General features: G+C 73.2%; 13 protein-coding genes and 1 tRNA gene. All 14 read right to left on the bottom strand.

Features of this window, described 5'->3' with window-relative positions; translation table 11 throughout:
• Nucleotides 1-27 precede the first annotated feature (27 nt).
• The 14 genes from AAG742_RS02555 to AAG742_RS02490 all read right to left on the bottom strand — a co-directional run bounded on the left by AAG742_RS02555 (nucleotide 28) and on the right by AAG742_RS02490 (nucleotide 15638).
• Nucleotides 28-104: transfer RNA gene (locus AAG742_RS02555), tRNA-Leu, on the bottom strand.
• An 83-nt stretch (nucleotides 105-187) separates the two neighbouring features.
• Nucleotides 188-1618 (bottom strand): FAD-dependent oxidoreductase, encoded by a 1431-nt coding sequence (locus tag AAG742_RS02550; RefSeq protein ID WP_298714073.1) that lies wholly within the window; start codon nucleotides 1616-1618, stop codon nucleotides 188-190.
• 52 nt (nucleotides 1619-1670) lie between these two features.
• The gene (locus AAG742_RS02545; RefSeq protein WP_343282246.1) at nucleotides 1671-3263 is read right to left on the bottom strand and encodes a DUF501 domain-containing protein; all 1593 of its coding nucleotides are present in this window, start codon (nucleotides 3261-3263) and stop codon (nucleotides 1671-1673) included.
• 47 nt (nucleotides 3264-3310) lie between these two features.
• On the bottom strand, nucleotides 3311-4021 hold the full coding sequence (locus tag AAG742_RS02540) for a septum formation initiator family protein (RefSeq protein ID WP_343282245.1): 711 nt from the start codon (nucleotides 4019-4021) through the stop codon (nucleotides 3311-3313).
• A 141-nt stretch (nucleotides 4022-4162) separates the two neighbouring features.
• Entirely contained in the window at nucleotides 4163-5440 is a 1278-nt protein-coding gene (eno, locus tag AAG742_RS02535) for a phosphopyruvate hydratase (RefSeq protein WP_248115420.1), read from the bottom strand.
• A 101-nt stretch (nucleotides 5441-5541) separates the two neighbouring features.
• Nucleotides 5542-6387 carry a MazG nucleotide pyrophosphohydrolase domain-containing protein gene (locus tag AAG742_RS02530; RefSeq protein ID WP_343282244.1) on the bottom strand — a complete coding sequence of 282 codons (846 nt, stop codon included), beginning with the start codon at nucleotides 6385-6387 and terminating at the stop codon, nucleotides 5542-5544.
• Nucleotides 6388-6408: 21 nt separating this feature from the next.
• Entirely contained in the window at nucleotides 6409-7629 is a 1221-nt protein-coding gene (locus AAG742_RS02525) for an adenosine deaminase (protein WP_343282243.1), read from the bottom strand.
• A gap of 26 nt (nucleotides 7630-7655) precedes the next feature.
• On the bottom strand, nucleotides 7656-8303 hold the full coding sequence (locus tag AAG742_RS02520; RefSeq protein ID WP_248115417.1) for a DedA family protein: 648 nt from the start codon (nucleotides 8301-8303) through the stop codon (nucleotides 7656-7658).
• Nucleotides 8304-8311: 8 nt separating this feature from the next.
• On the bottom strand, nucleotides 8312-9652 hold the full coding sequence (locus AAG742_RS02515; RefSeq protein ID WP_343282242.1) for a thymidine phosphorylase: 1341 nt from the start codon (nucleotides 9650-9652) through the stop codon (nucleotides 8312-8314).
• A 21-nt stretch (nucleotides 9653-9673) separates the two neighbouring features.
• Complete coding sequence (locus AAG742_RS02510) at nucleotides 9674-10102, bottom strand: cytidine deaminase (RefSeq protein WP_298714053.1); 429 nt, start codon at nucleotides 10100-10102, stop codon at nucleotides 9674-9676.
• A gap of 2 nt (nucleotides 10103-10104) precedes the next feature.
• Nucleotides 10105-11409, bottom strand: a complete 1305-nt coding sequence (locus AAG742_RS02505) for an ABC transporter permease (protein ID WP_298714050.1) — start codon at nucleotides 11407-11409, stop codon at nucleotides 10105-10107.
• Nucleotides 11406-12797 carry an ABC transporter permease gene (locus AAG742_RS02500; RefSeq protein ID WP_298985608.1) on the bottom strand — a complete coding sequence of 464 codons (1392 nt, stop codon included), beginning with the start codon at nucleotides 12795-12797 and terminating at the stop codon, nucleotides 11406-11408. The genes AAG742_RS02505 and AAG742_RS02500 overlap by 4 nt, the downstream gene beginning before the upstream one ends.
• Complete coding sequence (locus tag AAG742_RS02495) at nucleotides 12794-14374, bottom strand: ABC transporter ATP-binding protein (protein WP_319075128.1); 1581 nt, start codon at nucleotides 14372-14374, stop codon at nucleotides 12794-12796. Before AAG742_RS02495 ends, AAG742_RS02500 begins: the two co-directional genes overlap by 4 nt.
• A 121-nt stretch (nucleotides 14375-14495) precedes the next feature.
• Nucleotides 14496-15638 (bottom strand): BMP family ABC transporter substrate-binding protein, encoded by a 1143-nt coding sequence (locus AAG742_RS02490; RefSeq protein WP_343282241.1) that lies wholly within the window; start codon nucleotides 15636-15638, stop codon nucleotides 14496-14498.
• Nucleotides 15639-15686: the final 48 nt, after the last annotated feature.

Below are 15686 nucleotides of genomic sequence, written 5' to 3'. Positions count from 1 at the left end.
GCCGGCGCACCGAGCGCGCGGCACCCCTGGTGCCCCCGGCGGGACTCGAACCCGCAACACACCGATTTTAAGTCGGCCGCCTCTGCCAGTTGGGCCACGGGGGCGGCGGCGGGGCGGGCCCCGCACACCGCGGACGAGCAGCGGCCCCGCCCGATTCCTCGGACGGGGCCGCCGCGGGTCGGCAGGATCAGATCGCGGGCTCAGCCTGGGCCGTGTCCCGCTCGCGCTGCTCGAAGCGGACGGGCTCCAGCTCGACGCCGGCCGCCGCGCGGAAGGCGTTGAACGGGGTGTCCTGGCCGCTCACGGAGGTGGTGTCACGGCCGAAGAGGGTCTCGGCGATCCAGCCCGAGGCGATGCGGAAGCGGCGCTCCAGGGTGGGCATGGCGTAGATGTGGTAGCCGCGGTGGGCGAGCCAGGCCGGCACGCCGTTGATCTTCAGGCCCATCGGGTTGCCGACGCCCTTGAGGAAGCCGAGGCCGGCGACGGCGCCGAGGGACTTGTGCACGTACTCCGCGACCTCGCCCTCGCCGTGGCGGACGGCCATGTAGTTGGCGGCCAGCTGCTTGGCCTGGCGCACGGCGTGCTGGGCGTTCGGCACGCAGAAGCCGCCGGGGCCGGAGCCGGTGAGGTCGGGCACGGCGCACACGTCGCCGCAGCCCCACGCGCCCTCGAGCACGCCGGACTCGCCGTCCTTCACCTGGAGGGTGGGGGTGACCTCGATGCGGCCGCGCTGCTCCACGGGGAAGTCGGTCTGCTTGGCCACGCCGTTGGCGGCCACGCCCGCGGTCCACACGAGGGTGTCCGCCGGGAACTTCTCCTTGACGGCCTTGTCCTCGCTCTTCATGTCGGTCAGCGTCATGACGCGGCCGGTCGCATCGCCCAGCGAGGTGTTCAGGAGGACCTCGATGCCGCGGTCCTGCAGGTGCTTCACCACGTTCTCGGCCTGGTCCTCGGAGACCTCGGGCATGATGCGGCCCATGGCCTCGACGAGGACGATGCGGACCTCGGACTGGGAGAGACGCTCGTTGCGCTCCACGGCGGTGCGGATGACGTTCTCCATCTCCGCCACCGTCTCGATGCCGGCGAAGCCACCGCCGACCACCACGAAGGTCAGGGCCCGTCGGCGCTCCTCGGCGTCGGTGGACAGGGACGCGGCGTCGAGGCGCTCCAGGATCTGGTTGCGCAGCGCGACGGCCTCCTCCACGGTCTTCAGGCCGATCCCGTTCTCGCCCAGGCCCGGGATCGGGAAGACGCGCGTGGTGGCGCCGGCCGTCATGACGACGTCCTGGTAGGGGAGCTCGAACTCGGCGCCGTCCTCGCCGCGCACGGTGGCGACCTTGCGGGCGTGCTCCACCTTCACGACGGTGCCGCGGACGACCTCGGTGTCCTTGAGGTGGGTCTGGTGGTCCACCACGGCGTGGCGGCCCTCGATGTGGCCGCCCACGATCTCGGGCAGGAAGGGCTGGTACTGCATGTAGGGCAGGGGGTCCACCAGGGTGACGACGCCACCCCGATCCTTCACCTTCGTCTGCAGGGCCTTGGCGATGTGGAAGCCGGCATAGCCGCCGCCGACGATCAGCAGGCGCGGCTGGGGAGAGAGCTCAGGGGTGAGTGACATGGTGCCCATCCTACGCCCAGCCCGGCCGCCGGCTCAGCCCCTCGGGGCCCCTTCAGGAGCGCAGGGACAGCACGATCCCGTCGAGGATGTCGTGCTCGCTCGCCCACGCCTCCGCCACGCCGGAGACCGCTGCGACGCGCTCGAGCAGCTGGGCCCAGATGAGGGAGCCGGCGCCGATCACGTCCGTTCGTCCCGGATGCAGGAAGCCGCGCTCGGCACGCTGGGACCTCGAGGCCGCCAGCAGGGCCTCGGCGGCCGCGCGGAAGCGCTCCACGGGGAGGTGCGTGCCGTGGATCCGCTCGGCGTCGTGCTCCTCGAGGCCGAGGGCCTCCGCGGTCACGGTGGTCACGGTCCCCGCCACGCCGACCACGCGGGCGACGCGCTCGAGCGGCAGGCGGGCGGCGACGTCGTCGAGGATCTCCCCGACGGCGGCCCGCGCCGCCGCCACCTCGTCCGCCGACGGCGGGTCCGAGTGCAGGAAGCGCTCGGTGAAGCGCACGCAGCCCATGTCCGTGCTCACGGCGTCCACCACCGCGCCGTCCGCGGTGCCCACCACGAACTCGGTGGAGCCGCCGCCGAGGTCCACCACGAGGATCAGGTCCTCCGCGCCGAGTCCCGCGACGTCCACGGCGGAGACCGCGCCGGAGAAGGAGAGCCGCGCCTCCTCCTCGCCCGAGACCACCTCGGGCTCCACCCCCAGGCGCTCGGCCACCCCGGCCACGAACCCGGCCCGGTTGGAGACGTCGCGGCTGGCGGAGGTGGCCACGAAGCGCACGCGGCCGGCGTGGTGGCGCTGGACCAGGCGGGCGTACTCGTCCACCGCGGCGAACGTGCGCTCGAGGGCGGCCTCGGCGAACGCACCGGTCGCGTCCACACCCTCCCCCAGGCGCACCACGCGCATCTCGCGCACGACGTCGGCGAGCGGGGCGGCGGCGCCGTCCGCGCCCTCCGCGGGACGGGAGATGAGCAGGCGGATCGAGTTGGTCCCGCAGTCGACGCCGGCCACGGTGATCCGCTCCAGCTCCGCCACGCGCTCCAGGTGCTTCACGTGGCGGGAGAGGTCGCGGGTGGGCACGGCGGCGTCGGCGTCCCACGCGCCTTCGCACGCGCAGGAGTCCGGGGTCCACCACTCGGCCACGAGCGCGAGCGCCTCGTCGCCCAGGCGGTTCACGCCGGGTCCCCCCGCGAGCGCGTGGCCCACGAGCACGTGCAGGCACTTCACGCGCTCCGGCATGCCGCCGGCCGAGATCCCGTCGATCTCCGGGACCTCGCCCGTGCCGGCGTCGGCGCCCACGCGGGCCCGCTCGGCGAGGTAGGCCTCGTGCGCGGCGCGGTGCGCGGCGGCGAGCTCCGGGTCCGTGGCGAGCCTCTCGTTCATGCGTGCCATCTCCCCGTCCGCCTCGAGGCGCGAGACCGCCGCGGTCAGCACGGGGTGCGTCAGGTAGAAGGTGGTGGGGAACGGGATGCCGTTGGACAGCCGCGGGGCTGTGGTGGCCACGAGCGGGTTGCCGCACACGCAGCGCGCGCCGATCTCCACCACGTCGCGCACGGGGCGGCCGAGCTGCAGCGAGAGCGTGTCGCGGTCCTCGTCGGTGACGGCGCGGGACGCGGCGTCGGAGGCGGCGGGGCGGGAGGTGTCGGTCATGGCGTCCTTCGAAAGTGGATGGCGGGGGCGGGCCGGGCGGCGGACGGTCACTGCGTGGCGGAGCGGACCACCGAGTCCCACAGGCCCTCGGCCCACGGCAGGCGGGCGTTCACGGCGTCGGTGGGAGCGGGCTGATCCTCGTCCTCCGCCGGCGCGGCGCCCTCCTCGGGCAGGCCGGAGACGGTGTAGAGGGTCTCTCCCGGCATCACGAGGTCCAGGCGGTCCCGGGCCTGCTGCGCCACGTAGGCGGGGTCGTCCCACCGGCGGATGCGCTCCTCGTACCGGGCCTGCTCCTCCTTGCGCTCGGCGATGTCCGCTCGCGTGGCGGAGATCTCCAGCTGCTGGTTCAGGAACACGCGCAGGGTGGGGGCCACCAGCACGGCGGCCACGAGGAGCGCGGCCACCACGAGGAGGGAGCGGCCCGTGATCTGGCGGGCGGGGACCGGCTCGGGCAGCGGAGCACGACGACGGGCGGCCTGGCTGACCGCACCGGCCTGCGCCGCGCGACGCGGTGCCCGCGGCGGTGCCTCGTCCGCCGTGGCCGGGGCTGATGAGGACGGCGCCGACTCCTCGGCGTCCTCCTCTTCCTCCGCGGGCCCGGTGGTCACCACCTGCAGCGTGACCGGCTCGGGGCGGGCCTGCCGAGTGGGCTCGGCGGCCGGGGTCGGATCCGGCGTCGCGCGGGGTGCGGCGGCATCGGGATCCTGCGGCGCGAGCGCGGGGTCCACCCGGGGAACGCGGGGGCGGCGAGGGCTCATGCGCGGACTCCTTCGGGGATCGCGGGACCGGTGCGGTGCGGTCGCGGGGACGCCTCCAGGGTAGTCGGCCCGCCTGGGAGGAGGGACGGCGACGGCCGCGCCCCGGTGCGGGGGCGCGGCCGTCTCGGTGGGCGGAGCGGGTCAGCCCTGGTGGCGCGGGAACGCGGAGCGGCCGGCGTACACGGCGGCGTCGCCCAGGTCCTCCTCGATGCGCAGCAGCTGGTTGTACTTGGCCACGCGGTCCGAGCGGGCCGGGGCGCCGGTCTTGATCTGGCCGGCGTTGGTGGCCACGGCGAGGTCCGCGATGAAGGTGTCCTCGGTCTCGCCCGAGCGGTGCGAGATCATGCAGCGGAACATGTGGCGCTGAGCCAGGGCGATCGCGTCGAAGGTCTCGGTGAGCGAGCCGATCTGGTTCACCTTCACCAGCAGGGCGTTGGCCGAGCGCTCGTCGATGCCGCGCTGGAGGCGCTCCACGTTGGTGACGAAGAGGTCGTCGCCCACGAGCTGCACGCGCTCGCCGAGCTGCTCGGTGAGGTGCTTCCAGCCCTCCCAGTCGTCCTCGTCGAGCGGGTCCTCGATGGAGACGATCGGGTAGTTGTCCACGAGCTCGCCGTAGTAGGCGGCCATGTCCTCCGCGGAGCGCTGCTGGCCCTCGAAGGTGTAGGAGCCGTTCTCGAAGAACTCGGAGGAGGCCACGTCCAGCGCGAGGGCGATGTCCGTGCCGAGGGTGTAGCCGGCGCGGCCCACGGCCTCGCCGATCAGGTCCAGGGCGGCGCGGTTGGACTCCAGCGAGGGGGCGAAGCCGCCCTCGTCGCCCAGGCCGGTGGACAGTCCCTTCTCCTGGAGCACCTTCTTGAGCTCGTGGTAGACCTCGGCGCCCCAGCGCAGGGCCTCCGCGAAGGAGGGCGCACCGATCGGGGCGATCATGAACTCCTGGATGTCCACGTTGGAGTCCGCGTGGGCGCCGCCGTTGAGGATGTTCATCATGGGCACGGGCAGCACGTGGGCGTTCGGGCCGCCCAGGTACTTGTAGAGGGGCAGGTCCGCGGACTGCGCGGCGGCCACGGCCACGGCCATGGAGACGCCGAGCACCGCGTTGGCGCCGAGCTTGCCCTTGTTCTCCGTGCCGTCCATGTCCAGCATGAGGCGGTCCACGGCGCGCTGGTCCGCCGCGAACTCGCCCTCGAGCTCCTCCGCGAGCTCGCCCACGGCGGCGACGGCGTCCCGGACGCCCTTGCCGAGGTAGCGGTCCTTGTCCCCGTCGCGGCGCTCGACGGCCTCGAACTCGCCCGTCGAGGCGCCCGAGGGGACGGCGGCGCGGCCGAGGGAGCCGTCGGTGAGCAGCACCTCCACCTCGACGGTGGGGTTGCCGCGGGAGTCGAGGATCTCGCGGGCGTGGATGGCGTCGATCAGGGCCATGGAACGGGTCTCCTTCAATCGAGTCGAAGCGTGCGCATCGGCGGGCACGTCCTCAGCCTACCGGCGTGCCCCGCGCCACGGACCGCCTGACGGGCGCTCGGTCAGCCGGCGTCGGGGGCGGCGCTGAGCGCGTCCCACTCCCCCGCGCGCACGCGGACGGTGAGGGCGCGCAGGGCCCGCTCGGGGTCCAGGCCGGCGGCGCGGGCACGACGCACCAGGGCGAACAGCTCGCGGCCGAGCTCGGCCTCGTCCGCCCAGCCAGCGACGTCGGCGACGTCGGCGCCCGCGTGCTCGGCCGGGGCGAGCGGCGCGTGCCTCCGGAGCGGGTCCTCGGGCTGCCGGGCGGCACGGTCGGCGATCATCGCGGCGGCAGCCAGCGCGGGGAGCCGGTCGGGGATGTCGCCGAAGGAGACGGCGGCGTCGCCGGCACTGCTCGCGCCCGCACCGCTCTCCCCGTCGTCGCGGAGGCTCGAGGCGGCGCGGGCGGCAGCGGCGCGCTCGGCGGCCTTGACCCGCTCCCACGCCAGCTCGACGGCCTCGGGCGTCACGGCGGCCCGCTCCTCGGCCGAACGCAGGCCGCCCTCGGGGGTGAGCACGAGGGGGTTGCGGCGGATCATCTTGGCCGCGAGCGCGTCCGCGGCGTCGTCGAGGCGGAAGCCGGCCGCCGCCGTCGGCGCCCCCGGCGCACGCGAGACCGCCGCGTGCAGGACCACCTGGAAGAGGACGTCGCCCATCTCCCCGGCCAGCGCCGCGTAGGAGCCGTCCGCGCGCCGCGCCGCCGTGTCCGCCCAGGACTCGGCGTCGCGGGACTCGATCTCGGCGACCGCCTCGTACGCCTCCTCCACGAGGTGCTCCGTGAGGTCGGCGTGGGTGAGCGCGGCCGTCCAGGGGCAGTGGTCGCGCAGCGCCTCGACCACCCCGACCAGACGGTCGACCGCCGCACTCATGGGTGGCCCCGCCCGCGCGGATCAGGCGTCCTCGGCGTCGTCGTCCGACGCGAACTCCTCGAGCGCGGCGTCGGAGGCGCCGCCGGAGATGGCCTCGCCCCAGCCGGCCACGAGGATCTCGGCGAGGTCCTCCCGCTCGTCCACAGGCAGGAAGGCGGCCTCGGCGGCGTTGAGCTGCAGGTCCAGCAGCTGGGCCAGGGAGTACTCGAAGGTCTCGGCCAGCAGGTACAGCTCGTCCGTGAGGGAGACGTCCGAGACCAGGCGGTTGTCCGTGTTCACGGTGACGCGGAAGCCGAGCTGCATGAGCAGGTCGATCGGGTGGCCCACGATGCCCTCGGCGGCGGCGACCGCCCCGGTCTGCAGGTTCGAGGAGGGGCAGACCTCGAGGGCGATCTGGCGGTCGCGCACCCACGCGGCCGTGGGGCCGAGGTCCACGATCCCGGTGTCCTCGGGCAGGCGCTCGCCGTCCTCGTCCACGGCGCCGTACTCCACCGAGATGTCGTCGGCGATCCGCACGCCGTGGCCCAGGCGCAGGGCGCGGCCGTGCACGAGCGCGTCCTGGACGGAGGCCAGTCCGTCGCCCTCGCCGGCGTGCACCGTGACGGGCAGGTGCTGCTCGGCGAGCCAGGTGAAGGTCTCGGCGAAGCGGGAGGGCGGGAAGCCGGCCTCGGCGCCGGCGATGTCGAAGCCCACCACGCCCTTCTCGCGGTGGCGGACGGCGAGCTCGGCGATCTCCTGGGCGCGGTCGGCGTGGCGCATGGCCGTGAGGAGCTGGCCCACGCGGATCAGGTGGCCGGCCTCGTCGGCGGCGTCCACGGCCTCCTCGAGGCCCGCCTGCACGGCCTCGACGGCCTCGTCCAGGCTCAGGCCGGCGGTCAGATGCTGCTCCGGGGCCCAGCGGATCTCCGCGTAGACCACGCCGTCCTCCACGAGGTCCTCCACGAACTCGCGGGCCACGCGGCGCAGCTGCTCGCGGGTCTGCATCACGGACGTGGTCAGGGCGAACACCTCGAGGTACTTCTCGAGGGACTCCCCGTTGGCGTGGGAGGCGATCCACGCGGCGAGGGCGTCCTCGTTCTCGGCCGGGACGTCCGTGCCCGCCTCGCGGGCGAGCTCGAGCACGGTGGCCACGCGCAGGCCGCCGTCGAGGTGGTCGTGCAGGCAGACCTTGGGCAACGCGGCCAGGTCGATCTGCAGGGGCGAGGGGGCGGCGGAGTCCGGGGTCTGCGTGGCGGTGTTCACGGCCTCACTCTACGACAGGGAGCGAGTCAGCCCAGGGCCTCGTGCTCCTGCGGGGTGAGGCCCCCGGCATCCCGCGCGAGGCGGCGGCGCAGCACGGCCTTCACGGCCCGGTCCACCAGGAGTCCCACGGCCCCGGCGACCGCCACGGAGAGCAGGATCTGCAGCACCGCGTTGTGCAGCCAGCCGGCCGTCAGACGCGCGATCAGGATGGAGTACGCGGACCACGCCATGGTGGAGAACACGTCCAACAGGCCGAACCGCCAGAACGGGTACCGGACCGCCCCCGCGGTGAGGTTCACGGCCACCCTGCCGCCCGGGATGAACCGGGCGGTGAAGAGCATGAGCGCCCCGTGGTCCGTGAGGTGATGACGCGCGACGGCCACGCTCGCCTGGATCCGCGCGGTGCGCATCCAGCGCCAGCGCTCCACCCCGACCGAGCGCCCGATCAGGTAGGCGGCGAGGTCCCCGAGGAACGCCCCGAGGAAGCCGGCCGCCCAGAGGGCCCCGAGGGAGAACGGATGGCCGTCATGCACGATCGAGGCGAGGGCCACGATCACGGACTCGGAGGGGAAGACCGGCACGACGCCGTCCAGCAGGCACAGCGCCGCGGTGAGCGGGAGGACCCACCACTGCGCCGCCGCCTCCCGGATGGTGTCCTCGAGCCAGGCCAGCACGGACGTCTTCAGCCGATCCGATCCAGGATCACCGAGCGCTCCCGCAGCGCGGCAGCCGCCGCCTCGTCCGCCTCGGCCACGGCCCAGCCGCCGGCGAGCGCCGCCTTCGCGCGCTCGAAGCGCTCCGGGGTGTCGGTGTGCAGGGTCATGAGCGTCTGGCCCTTCGCCACGCGGTCGCCCGGGCGGGCGTGCAGCTCGACGCCCGCGCCCGCCTGGACCGGCTGGCCCTGACGCTCGCGGCCCGCGCCGAGGCGCCACGCCGCCAGGCCCACGGCCATCGCGTCGAGCTCGGTGAGCACGCCGTCCGTCTCCGCGGTCACGGCCTCCGTGTGCGCCGCCGTCGGGAGCTGCGCGCGCGGGTCTCCGCCCTGCGCCTCGATCATGCGGGTCCAGACGTCCATCGCGCGGCCGTTGCGGAGGTTCTCCGCGGGGTCCACGCCGGTGACGCCCGCGCCGGCGAGCATCGCGCGGGCGAGCTCCACGGTCAGCTCCACGACGTCGGCGGGGCCGCCGCCGGCGAGCACCTCCACCGACTCACGCACCTCGAGGGCGTTGCCCGCGGTCAGGCCGAGCGGCACGGACATGTCGGTGAGCAGCGCGGTGGTGTTCACCCCGGCGTCGCGGCCGAGGTCCACCATGGTGCGGGCCAGCTCGCGAGCGTCCTCATCGTTCTTCATGAAGGCGCCGGAGCCGCACTTCACGTCGAGCACGAGCGTGCCGGTGCCCTCGGCGATCTTCTTGGACATGATGGAGGAGGCGATCAGCGGGATGGCCTCCACCGTGCCGGTGACGTCGCGCAGGGCATAGAGGCGCTTGTCCGCGGGCGCCAGACCGGCGCCGGCGGCACAGATGACGGCGCCCACCTCGCTCAGCTGCCGCATCATCTCCTGGTTGGAGAGGTCCGCACGCCAGCCGCGGATGGACTCGAGCTTGTCCAGCGTGCCGCCCGTGTGGCCGAGGCCGCGGCCGGAGAGCTGCGGGACGGCCACGCCGTAGGAGGCCACGAGCGGGGCCAGCGGCAGCGTGATCTTGTCCCCCACGCCGCCCGTGGAGTGCTTGTCCGTGGTGGCCAGGGGGCGACCCTCCGGCGTGGTGAGCCCCGCGAAGTCCATGCGCTCGCCCGACGCGATCATGGCGGCGGTCCACTCTGCGATCTCCCGACGCTCCATGCCGTTGAGGAAGATCGCCATGGTGAGGGCGGACATCTGCTCGTCCGCCACGACGTCACGCGTGTAGGCGTCCACCACCCAGTCGATCTGCTCGCGGGTCAGCGCGTGGCCGTCCCGCTTGGCGTGGATGACCTCGATGGCGTCGAACGGCTCGGCGGTGCTCTGGCTCTCGGTGCTCACGGTGTCCTCGTCTCTGGTCGGTCAGGCGTCGGCCGCGACGGCGGCGGGCGCGGCGTCGGCCGCGCGGTCCAGGTCCTCCGGGCCGAAGGCGTCCGGGAGCACCTGTTCCATGGTGCGCTGACCCGACGGGGTCAGCAGGACCATGCCGGGGGCCCGGAACTCCCACAGCAGCTGGCGGCAGCGGCCGCACGGCATGGTCAGCACATCATCCCCGTTGACGCACACGAACGCCACGAGCGCCCCGCCCCCGCCCATGCGGAGGTCCGCCACGAGCGAGCACTCGGCGCACAGGGTCAGCCCGTAGGACGCGTTCTCGATGTTGCAGCCGCGGACCACGCGCCCGTCCGCGGTGAGCGCCGCCGCCCCGACCCGGAAGCCCGAGTACGGCACGTAGGCGTGCGCGGTGGCCGCGAGGGCCTCGGCGCGCAGGGCGGCCCAGTCCACGTCCACGCTCACTCCTTCACGTAGGGCGTGCCGGCCGCGGCGGGACCGCGCGAGCGGCCCACGAGGCCCGCGACGGCGAACACCGTGACCAGGTACGGCAGCATCGCCATGAACTGGCTCGGCACCGGGGTGCCCAGGATCGCCAGGACGTACTGCATGTTGGTGGCGAAGCCGAAGAGCAGCGCCGCGAAGAACGCGCCGATCGGGTTCCAGCGGCCGAAGATCACCGCGGCGAGGGCGATGAAGCCCTGGCCCGCCGTCATCTCCTTCGAGAACGAGGACGAGGCCACCAGGGTGAAGAACGCGCCGCCCATGCCGGCCACCGCGCCGCCGAGCATGACGGCGAGGTAGCGGGTGCGGTTCACGTCGATGCCCACGGTGTCCGCGGCCTTGGGGTGCTCGCCCACGGCGCGCACGCGCAGCCCCCAGCGGGTGCGGAACAGGGCGAACCACAGCACCACGACGATCGCGTACATCCCGTAGCCCAGGATCGTCTGGTTGAAGAGGATCGGGCCCAGGACGGGGATGTCCGCGAGGACGGGGATGCGGATGTTCTCGAAGTGCGGCGGCCGGTTCATCCCGGCGCTGCCGGTGAGCACCGTGGAGAACAGGAAGTTGGTCAGGCCGGCCACGAGCACGTTGAGCACCACGCCGACGATCACCTGGTTCACCAGGTACTTGATGGAGAACACGGCCAGCAGCCAGGAGACCAGCACGCCGGAGACGACGGCGGCGGCCAGGCCCGCCCACACGGACCCGGTGAGCGAGCCCACCACGGCGGCGGTGAACGCGCCGGAGAGCAGCTGGCCCTCGATCGCGATGTTCACCACGCCGGAGCGTTCGGCCAGGATGCCGGCCATCGAACCGAAGATCAGCGGCACGGCGAGCGCGAAGGAGCCCGCCACGAGGCCGGTGAGGAACACGGTGCTGTTGTCCGCCGAGCCGATCACCCAGATCAGGAACGCGGCGACGAAGGCCAGGGCGAACAGCCCCGCGACCCACCCCGGCACACGGCCGGTGCGACGCATGGTCAGCCAGCTCAGGGCCGCCAGCGCGATCAGCAGGCCGGTGAGCAGCCAGCCCCACAGCACGGGGTCCGCGGAGAGGTCCGGCAGGGCGACGGCATCCCCGGGCGCGGAGATGCGGAAGGTGGCGGTCTCGGACGGCGCGCCCACGGCGAACAGCCCGAGGGAGAGCAGCGCGAACAGGCTCAGGACGATCGGGACGGTCCAGTGGCGGACCACGACCTGCTCCGGCTCGGCCGCCTCGGGGCGGACGGTCGGCGTCTCATGGGCGGTGACGGCGGTGCTCATCGGTCCTGCCCCTCCTTCTCGGATGAACGCTGGGCGGCGGGGGTCGGCGCGGCGGAGGCGCCGGCGGCGGCCTCCTGTACCGACTCGGCGGGGACGGCGGCCTGACCCGAGGCCCCGGTGACGGCGGCGCCGGCGACGGCCGGCTGGGTCACGGGGTCGGCGGTGCGGCGGGCGCGGGCCGCACCCGGGGCGGGCAGGCGGAAGATCGTGCGCACCAGCGGCGGGGCGGCGATCAGCAGCACGATGAACGACTGGACCACGAGCACGATGTCGATCGGCACGCCGGTCTCGGACTGCATGGTCACGCCGCCCGCGCGCAGGGCGCCGAACAGCAGGCCGGCGAAGAGCACGCCCACCGGGTTGGACCGGCCCAGCAGCGCCACGGTGATCGCGTCGAAGCCGAAGGATCCGGCCACGGAGCCGTTCAGGCTGCCCTCGGTGCCGGAGACGTGCGTCATGCCCGCCAGGCCGGCCAGGGCTCCGGAGATCGCCATGGCGGCCACGTAGGAGCCCTTGACGGAGATGCCCGCGGTGCGGGCGGCGTCCGGGTTGGCGCCCACGGCGCGTAGGCGGAAGCCGAGGGTGGAGCGCTGCATGAGCCACCACGCGAAGGCGGTGGCCAGCAGCGCCACCACGAAGCCCCAGTGCAGGCGGAAGCCGTCGCCGAACATCCGCGGGAACATGGCCGTGGCCGGCAGCGACTCCGAGATCGGGTTCGTGCTGCCGGGGGCGCGCAGCACCGGGGTGTTGAGCAGGTAGGCCAGCAGGTTCACGGCCACGTAGTTGAGCATGATCGTGAGGATCACCTCGTGGGCGCCGGTGAGCGCCTTGAGCACGCCCACCACGGTGCCCCACAGGAGGCCGCCGAGCGCGCCCATGATCAGCACCAGGAGCAGGTGCACGCCGAAGGGCAGCTGCAGGTGGACGCCGAACCACGTGGCGAACATGGCGCCGAAGACGAACTGGCCCTGGCCGCCGATGTTGAACAGGCCCGCGCGGAAGGCGATCGCGATGCCCAGGGAGATGATGATCAGCGGCGTGGCCACCGTCAGCGTCTCCGTCAGCGGGTAGAGCATGCCGCGGAGCGTGGAGGCCTCGTAGTTGAAGATCGCGCCGCGGAACAGGGCCGCGAAGGCCTCCGAGAACGCGGTCCAGGCGGCGCCGAGCAGGTCGCCCGGGCGGGCGAGGAAGTAGCCGAGGGCCTCCTGGACGTCCTCGTCCACGGCGATGATCAGCAGGCCGGAGACCAGCAGGGACAGCAGGATCGCCAGGACGGTGACGGTGCCGTTGCCGGAGAGGATCCGGCGCAGGGCGGAGTCGGACTCCGCGGGGGCGGGCCGGCCGGCGCCGGGCGCGGCCGCGGGCTTGAGCGGTGCGGCGGTGCTCACGGGCGCTCTCCTTCCGAGGTGGGGCGGGCGGGGGCGGCGGTGGATGCGCCCGCGGGTGCGGTGGCGACCGGGGCGACGGCGTCGGGGGTCTGGCCGGCCATCATGAGGCCGAGCGTCTCGCGCGAGGTGTCCCCGGGCACGATGCCCACGATCCGGCCGTGGTACATCACGGCGATCCGGTCGGCGAGCTCGAGGACCTCGTCCAGCTCGGTGGAGACGATGAGCACCGGGGTGCCCGAGTCACGCTCGGCGATGATCCGGTCGTGGAGGAACTCGATCGAGCCCACGTCCACGCCGCGCGTCGGCTGGGAGGCGATGAACAGGCGCAGCCCGTCCACGAGCTCGCGGGCCATGACGACCTTCTGCTGGTTGCCGCCCGAGAGCGAGGAGACGGGCAGGTCCACGCCCTGGGTGCGGACGTCGAACCGGGCCACGCGGGTCTCGGCGAACCGGCGCACCGCGGAGGGGCGCATCTGCAGGGCGTTGCCGGCCGGGGCCACGTCGTAGCGGTTCAGGACCATGTTCTCGGCCACGGAGAACGAGCCGACGAGGCCGTCCGTGGAGCGGTCCTCCGGCACGAAGCCGACACCCGAGCGGATGATCCTCCGGGTGGAGCGGCCGATCAGCTCCGCGCCGTCCAGGGTGACGGAGCCGGTGGCCTTGACCAGGCCCATGATGGCCTCGGTGAGCTCCGTCTGGCCGTTGCCCTGCACGCCCGCCACGGCGAGCACCTCGCCCTGGCGGATGCCGAAGGACACGGAGTCCAGCAGCACCTGGCCGGTGGGTGAGACCACGGAGAGGTCCCGCAACCGGAAGGTCTCCTCGCCCAGGGTGGCGGGGGTCTTCTGGCGCTCGAGGACGACGTCGCGGCCCACCATGAGCGCGGCCAGCTCGGAGGCCTCGGCCGTGGGGTCTGCGGTGCCGACCACGCGGCCGCGGCGCAGCACCGTGATGTCGTCCGAGACGGCCTTGACCTCGCGCAGCTTGTGGGAGATGAACACGATCGCCGTGCCGTCCGCGCGCAGCTGGCGGATGATGCCCAGCAGCTCGTCGGTCTCCTGCGGGGTGAGCACCGCGGTGGGCTCGTCGAGGATGAGGATGCGGGCGTCGCGGACCAGGGCCTTGATGATCTCCACGCGCTGCTGCACGCCCACGGGCAGGTCCTCGACCACGGCGTCCGGGTCCACGTCGAACCCGTACTGGGCGGAGATCTCGCGGATGCGGCGGCGCGTGGACTCGAGGTCCAGCACCCCAAGAGCGCGGGTGTGCTCGTCGCCGAGCGCCACGTTCTCCGCCACCGTGAACACGGGCACCAGCATGAAGTGCTGGTGCACCATGCCGATGCCGGCGCGCATGGCCTCGCCGGGCCCTGAGAAGCGGACGGGCTCCCCGTCCAGGAGGATCTCGCCCTCGGTCGGCTCGTAGAGGCCGAACAGGACGTTCATCAGGGTGGACTTGCCTGCGCCGTTCTCACCGAGGAGGGTGTGCACCCGCGCCGACTCCACGGTCAGGTTCACGTCCTCGTTCGCGGCGAAGGTGCCGAAGCGCTTGGTGATCCCGCGCAGTTCGAGCCTCATCGGTGGCCTTCCGTCATTCTGGTCTCACTCGTGCTGGTCAGTGCCCGGGGACGGGCCCCGCACGGCGCGGGGCCGGCCCGGAACGGGTCCGGGCCGGCCCCGCGGCCGGTGCGGCTGCCGGTCAGGACGCCGGGGAGTACTCCGAGCCGACCTTCAGCTCGCCCGAGACGATCTGCTCCTGGAGCGCCTTCAGCTCGTCCTTGAGCTCCTGGGGGACGGACTCCTCGAAGTCGTGGAACGGGGCCAGCTCGACGCCCCCGTTCTCCAGGGTGCCCACGTACGGGTCCGAGGAGAACTCGCCCTCGAGGTCCTGACCGATCACGTCGGTGACGGACTGGCCCATGTTCTTCACCACGGAGGAGAGGATGACCTCGCCGTCCTCGGTGGACTCGTAGCCGTCCGAGTCCACCCAGATCACCTTGACGTCCTTGCCGCCGTCGTTGGCCTCGGTCACGGCGTCCAGGGTGCCCAGGCCCACGGGGCCGGCCACCGGCATGACGATGTCCGCGCCCTCGTTGATGAAGTTGGCCGTGTTGGTCTTGCCGGCGTCCTGGTTGGAGAAGTTGCCGATGAAGGAACCGGTCTTGGCATCGGGGTTCCAGCCGAGGACCTTCACGTCCTCGCCCTTGGCCTCGTTGTAGTGCGCCACGCCGCGGGCGAAGCCGTCCATGAAGATGGTCACGGTGGGCAGCTCCACGCCGCCGTAGGTGGCCACGGTGCCGGTCTCGGTGGTGGCGGCCGCGAGGTAGCCGGCCAGGAAGGCGGCCTGCGCCGTGTCGTAGGTCAGCTTCTGCACGTTGTCCGTGAAGTCGCCGTCGGTCACGTCCACGCCGTAGAAGTGCGCGTCGGGGTTCTGCTCGGCCACGGGCAGGATGGCCTTGCCCAGCATGAAGCCCACACCGAAGACGGCGTCGCAGTCCTGGTTGACCATGGAGGTCAGGTTGGGGCTGAACTGGCTCGCGTCGTTGGACTCGGCCTCGGCGATCTCGATGCCGTACTGGTCCTCGGCAGCCTTGAGGCCCTCGTAGGAGGACTGGTTGAAGGAGCGGTCGTCGAAGCCGCCCTCGTCCGAGACGATGCAGGCCTTGTAGTCCTTGTTGTCCGAGCCGGCGGCGGCCTCGGCGGAGGCACCGGTCGAGCCGGCGGCGGAGGAGGAGGACTCCTCCGGCGGGGCGCCGCAGCCGGCCAGCAGGAGGCTGGAGCCGAGCACGGCGGCGGGGATCAGGAGACGGCGGCGGTCGGACGAGGCGGAGACGATGCCCATGGGGTCCTCTTTCGGAAGGCGCGATGCGATGAGAGCGGACCTCCGGGG

Source organism: Micrococcus sp. 2A, assembly GCF_039519235.1.
In the GTDB taxonomy this organism is placed as follows: domain Bacteria; phylum Actinomycetota; class Actinomycetes; order Actinomycetales; family Micrococcaceae; genus Micrococcus.
The sequence above is the reverse complement of the archived record's forward strand: the minus strand, read 5'-3'. Positions and strand labels throughout refer to the sequence as shown.

What these genes read in the sequence shown, in the direction of transcription:
- AAG742_RS02550 (WP_298714073.1), bottom strand. Translation starts at nt 1,618, where the DNA reads ATGTCACTCACCCCTGAGCTCTCTCCCCAGCCGCGCCTGCTGATCGTC.
- AAG742_RS02545 (WP_343282246.1), bottom strand. Translation starts at nt 3,263, where the DNA reads ATGACCGACACCTCCCGCCCCGCCGCCTCCGACGCCGCGTCCCGCGCC.
- AAG742_RS02540 (WP_343282245.1), bottom strand. Translation starts at nt 4,021, where the DNA reads ATGAGCCCTCGCCGCCCCCGCGTTCCCCGGGTGGACCCCGCGCTCGCG.
- eno (WP_248115420.1), bottom strand. Translation starts at nt 5,440, where the DNA reads ATGGCCCTGATCGACGCCATCCACGCCCGCGAGATCCTCGACTCCCGC.
- AAG742_RS02530 (WP_343282244.1), bottom strand. Translation starts at nt 6,387, where the DNA reads ATGAGTGCGGCGGTCGACCGTCTGGTCGGGGTGGTCGAGGCGCTGCGC.
- AAG742_RS02505 (WP_298714050.1), bottom strand. Translation starts at nt 11,409, where the DNA reads ATGAGCACCGCCGTCACCGCCCATGAGACGCCGACCGTCCGCCCCGAG.
- AAG742_RS02495 (WP_319075128.1), bottom strand. Translation starts at nt 14,374, where the DNA reads ATGAGGCTCGAACTGCGCGGGATCACCAAGCGCTTCGGCACCTTCGCC.
- AAG742_RS02490 (WP_343282241.1), bottom strand. Translation starts at nt 15,638, where the DNA reads ATGGGCATCGTCTCCGCCTCGTCCGACCGCCGCCGTCTCCTGATCCCC.